At 70.5% G+C, this 4,886-nt stretch carries 4 protein-coding genes and 1 pseudogene; all 5 read right to left on the bottom strand.

Annotated elements, in window-relative coordinates:
- Positions 1-236 (bottom strand): annotated as a pseudogene (locus tag O3Q52_RS48950) (hypothetical protein); the annotation flags it as partial.
- Entirely contained in the window at positions 233-1,126 is an 894-nt protein-coding gene (locus tag O3Q52_RS48945; RefSeq protein ID WP_269654906.1) for a xanthine dehydrogenase family protein subunit M, read from the bottom strand. The pseudogene O3Q52_RS48950 and the gene O3Q52_RS48945, both read right to left, overlap by 4 nt.
- Positions 1,127-1,403: 277 nt before the next feature.
- Complete coding sequence (locus O3Q52_RS48940) at positions 1,404-3,059, bottom strand: beta-N-acetylhexosaminidase (protein WP_269654905.1); 1,656 nt, start codon at positions 3,057-3,059, stop codon at positions 1,404-1,406.
- A 3-nt stretch (positions 3,060-3,062) separates the two neighbouring features.
- Complete coding sequence (locus tag O3Q52_RS48935) at positions 3,063-3,929, bottom strand: carbohydrate ABC transporter permease (RefSeq protein ID WP_269654904.1); 867 nt, start codon at positions 3,927-3,929, stop codon at positions 3,063-3,065.
- Positions 3,930-3,943: 14 nt separating this feature from the next.
- Positions 3,944-4,886, bottom strand: a 943-nt coding sequence (locus tag O3Q52_RS48930) for a carbohydrate ABC transporter permease (RefSeq protein WP_269654903.1), incomplete at its 5' end; no start/stop codon positions are given.

Here is a 4,886-nt window from a genome sequence, read left to right as displayed (position 1 = left end):
GCCCACGCGCCGGGCGCGGCCGGGTCGGTGCCCTCGTCCGTGGGCGCGGCCGTTATCGGCGGCGGTACGTAGCCGTGGCCGGGCGCGGCGAGCGGCGAGTCCGCCAGGAGGGCGTCGATGCCCCCTTCGGGGAGCTTGACGAAGGCGGTGGCGCCGTCGTCGTAGTCGCCCTGGGGCAGCGGGTCCCAGCGGCTGCCCGACCGGGGGCCGCTCTCTCCGTGCTGGTCGTCGGTCACGAAAGTGCCCTCCCCAGTGCTCGTCGGGCCAGCGCGGCGACGGTGCGCCGCAGGTGCAGTACGGCGGGTGGCAGTTGCTGGGCGGAGCCGTCCTCGGCGGGTGCGGGGTCCGGGATGCAGGCCGCGGCGACGTACTCCCCGAAGGCGTTCAGCGCCTCGGGCACGATCGCGCGGTTGTTGTCCCAGTCGATCAGCGAGGCGACCCACTGCTCGGCGTCCAGGGGCCGCAGCGGCATCGGCGCTATGGCGCCCACGGCGCACCGCACTCCGCGCCTGGCGGGGTCGAGGACGAGCGCGACGGACGCGATGGCGCGCCCGGGACCGGTCCGTCCGGTCGCCTTCAGGAAGACCTGTGGGGCGTGCAGCAGCGGCACGCGCACGTACCCGATGAGTTCGCCGCCGCGGAGCATCTCCATGCCCGCGAGCAGGTGGGAGACGGGGATCTCACGGCGGGCGCCGCCGGGGCCCGCGACGATGAGCGTCGCCTCCAGCGCGGCGAGCACGGGAAGCGCGTCCCCCGTGGGGGACGCCGAGGCGATGTTGCCGCCGAGGGTGCCCGCGTTGCGGATCTGCGGCGGTCCCGCGGCTCTCGCGGCGGCCGCGAGGGCGGGGATGAGGGCGGCGAAGTCGGGGCGTCCCATGCGGGCGTGCGTGAGGCCCGCGCCGAGGAGCGCGTGGCCGTCCTGGTACTGCCAGCCGCGGATCTCGCTGATCCGGCCGAGGCCGACGAGTGCGGCGGGCCGCAGTTGCCCGGAGTTGACGGAGGCCATGAGGTCGGTGCCGCCGGCCACGGGAACGGCCGCGGGCATGGCTGCGAGAGCCGCCACGGCCTCGTCCAGCGAGGCGGGCAGCGTCACGGCCTGCGCCGCCTGCGGTGCGTGCGTGGTCAAACCGGCTGCCCCTTCCCGCTGCCCCACCTGGTCCCACCTGTGTTGCCGTACGGTACGTGCTGACAGGGCGGACGTGGCAACTCTGGCACATCTTCCCCGCCCCTCGGCGCGGGGGTCCGCTAGGAGGCATTCCTACCGCCACCAGCGGATCGTCCGTTTTCGCACCACATCGCCCGTCAGCGCGAATTGGCAGCCTTCGGCGCCTCTTGGGGGCCTTTCTCCTTGTGGGCCACCGTCCCAGGGCAACCGCTTCGGACAACACCCCTTGGGAGGCACCTCACACGTTCGGGGGCGCTCCCTCGATCGGGCGTCCGAGCACTCCGGGACGCCGCTGCCACGGCAACGGCCCGGTGGGGGGCCGGTAGGAGACTCCGAGGGCGTCAAGTCGCCCGTAGTGGGCGGTCATCCGCCGCTCGAAGTCGGCGAAGTCGCGCTCCGCGGGGTCGGGCAGTGCACTCCAGGCGACCTCGGCGAAGGCCGCGAGCCGGGGAAACGCCTGGTAGTCGACGCGTGTGCGGTCCTCCATGACCTCGGTCCACAGGTTGGCCTGGGTGCCCAGGACGTGCCGCGCCTGATCGGAGGTCAACTCCGGTGGAACGGGCTCGAAGCGGTAGACGTCCTCAAGGGTGCGTACGAAGCCGATCGGTACGGGCTCGTCGGGGCCACCGTGCTGACGGTGGTCCAAGTAGACCTGCTGCTCGGGGCACATGACGACGTCGTGGCCCGCCCGCGCGGCCGTGATGCCTCCCCGGTAGCCGCGCCACGAGGACACGGCGGCGCCGGGGGCGAGGCCGCCCTCCAGGATCTCGTCCCAGCCGATCAGCCGACGCCCGCGCGCGGCCAGCCAGTTGTCGAAGTGCCGGATGAACCACGACTGGAGTTCGTCCACGTCCGCGAGCCCGAGGTCCACGATCCGCGCCTTGGCGGTCGGTGAGGCCTCCCACTGGTCCTTGGCGCACTCGTCGCCGCCGATGTGGACGAACTCCGAGAAGCCGACGGCGTCCGCGGGGAACAGGTCGAGGACCTCCTCGAAGACGCCCTCGTAGAAGCGAAGGACGTTGTCAGTGGGGGCGAGTACGTTTTTTGAGACGCCCCAGGTGTCCCAGACGGAGAGGGAGGTCGTGTCGATGACGTCGGTGTTGCCGAGTTCCGGATATGCGGCGATGGCGGCCTGCGAGTGCCCCGGGATGTCGATCTCGGGGACGACGGCGATATGCCGCTCGGTGGCGTAGGCGATGATCTCGCGGATGTCGTCCTGGGTGTAGAAGCCCCCGTGCGGCTTCTCCTCCCAGAGGGGCGAGGCGCGATGGCCGAATTTGGTGCGCGCCCGCCACGATCCGGTCTCCGTGAGCTTCGGGTACCGCTTGATCTCGATGCGCCAGCCCTGGTCGTCCGTGAGGTGGAAGTGGAAGACGTTGAGCTTGTGAGCCGCCATCAGGTCGAGATAGCGCAGGACACCGTCCTTGGGCATGAAGTGCCGTGAGACGTCGAGCATGAGGCCACGCCAGGCGAATCGCGGGGCGTCCTTGACCTCGGTTTCCGGCAACGCCCAGCCGGTGCGCCTCAGAGGGGCGCGCCGGAAGGCGTCGGGGCCCAGCAGCTGCCGCAGCGTCTGGGCGCCCCAGAACACCCCGGCCGGGCCGCCGCCGGTGACGAGGGCCCGCCGGTCGCGGACGGTGATCCGGTAGCCCTCGGGCGGCAGTTGCGGGTCGAGGCGCAGTTCGACGGAGTTCTCCGCCGCGTGCCCGGGCGGCCCGGGTTCGCCTTCGCGCAGGGGAAGCCCGGTGGCGGCGACGAGTACCGCGCGCAGCCAGCGTGCCGTGCCGTCGGTCTCCGGCCCCGCCGTGAGGGTCGTCTCCTCGTCGAGCGGGAAAAGGCCGCCGCCCGACGCCGACGCGGAGAGCGGCCCGGGAATCAGTTCCGAGGCGGTCATGTCTCAGTCCTTCACCGCGCCGCCCAGTCCGGAGACCAGCCGCCGCTGTACGAGTACGAAGAAGATCAGTACCGGAATGGTCATCACCGTGGACGCGGCCATCACACCGCCCCAGTCGGGGTCGTCGGGCTTGTAGAAGACAAGGAGTGCCATCGGCAGTGTGGACTGCGAAGTGTCGCTGATGATGAAGGACTTGGCGAAGAGGAAGTCGTTCCACGCGGAGATGAACGAGAACACGCTGGTGGCGACGAGCCCGGGAAAGACCAGCGGGAAAAGGATCTGCCACAGGAACCGCGTCCGGCTCGCCCCGTCGATGTAGGCGGCCTCCTCCAGCGCCTCGGGGACGGCCTTCACAAAGCCCCGCAGCATCCAGATCGCGAAGGGCAGCGAGAAGGCGATGTGCGGCAGGATCAGCGCGCCCAGCGTGTTGAGCTGCCCGAAGTCCCGCATCTGGAAGAAGAGGGGGATCGTCAGCGCCTCGACGGGCACCATCTGCGCGATCAGGAACATGATGAGCAGGGTGGTGCGGAATCGGAAGCGGAATCGGGTCACGGCGGTCGCCGCGAGAAACGCGATGAGCGCCGAGACGGCGACCACGGTGACCGCCACGATGAGGCTGTTGAGGAAGTACCGGCCGAATTCCTGCTGCCCGAAGACGCGTCGGAAGGAATCGAGTGTCGGATCCAGCGTCCACGGCCGCGGCTCGGTCGACTCGATCTCCCCGGCGGGCTTGAAGGCGCTGAGCGCCATCCAGTAGAGGGGGAATGCGACGACCGCCGCGATCAGCAGTGCGGACGCCTCGGCGGCCAGCCGCCACGGTCGCTGTACGGAACGGCGTGCGAAATCACGTACAAAGCCTTGGGTTTTCACGGGACTTGCGGAACTCACAGCTCCTCCCCCTGCCTTCTGATCAGCCTCAGATATACGAGCGTGACGGCGAGCAGAATCAGCAGCATCACCACTCCGATCGCCGAGCCGAGGCTGTACTGGGAGGACGCGAAGGCCTTCTGGTAGGCGTACACGTTCAGTACGAGGTTCTGGCCGGCGATGCCGCCGCCGCCCGTCATGACGTAGATCTGCGTGAAGACCTTGAAGTCCCAGATGACCGACTGGATGGTGACGACCACGAGGATCGGCCGGAGCATCGGGGCGAGCACCGAGCGCCAGATCCGCCACTGGGAGGCGCCGTCCAGGGAGGCGGCCTCCAGGACCTCGGCCGGTACGGCGCGGATGCCGGCGTACACCGTGACCATCACGAACGGGAAGGAGCACCAGACCACTTCGAGCAGGACGAGGGCGAAGGCGCTGTAACGGCCGTACGTCCAGGAGTGGTCGCCGAGTCCGAGGATCCGGTTGACCGGACCGAAGTCGGGGTCGAAGAGGAGCAGCCACACCGTCGACCCGGTCACCGCGGGTGTCGCCCACGCGCCGAGCGCGGCCAGCATCAGCGCGAGCCGCGGCACGGCACGGACACGTGTCAGGAGGACGGCGAGCGCGCAGCCCACCCCGAGCGTCGACACCACACACGCGCCGGCGAACAGCACGGTGGCCAGCAGGACCTGCCAGAACTGCGGGTCACCGAAGAGGGTCGCGTAGTTCCCGAACCCCTGGAAGGTGGCCGGCTCCCCGCCGCTGACCTGTGCCTGCGTGTACTCCAGGAACGAGATCAGCCCGAGCTGGTAGACGGGGTAGACGAGCAGCCCGCCGATGACGACGAGCGCGGGGGCGAGGTAGAGCCAGGGCGTCCATCCGCCGCGCGCGAGGGGGGACTTGCGGCCCCCGCCGCCACGGCGGCCCGGGCGGGCCGCCGTCCGGACGGGTGCGGGC

It is taken from the genome of Streptomyces sp. ActVer (assembly GCF_027270795.1).
In the GTDB taxonomy this organism is placed as follows: Bacteria; Actinomycetota; Actinomycetes; order Streptomycetales; family Streptomycetaceae; genus Streptomyces; species Streptomyces umbrinus_A.
This window is presented reverse-complemented; position numbering and strand designations above follow the sequence as displayed.

Bases quoted from the DNA above. Each gene is read 5' to 3' on its own strand.
- O3Q52_RS48940 (WP_269654905.1), bottom strand. From the start codon at position 3,059: ATGACCGCCTCGGAACTGATTCCCGGGCCGCTCTCCGCGTCGGCGTCG.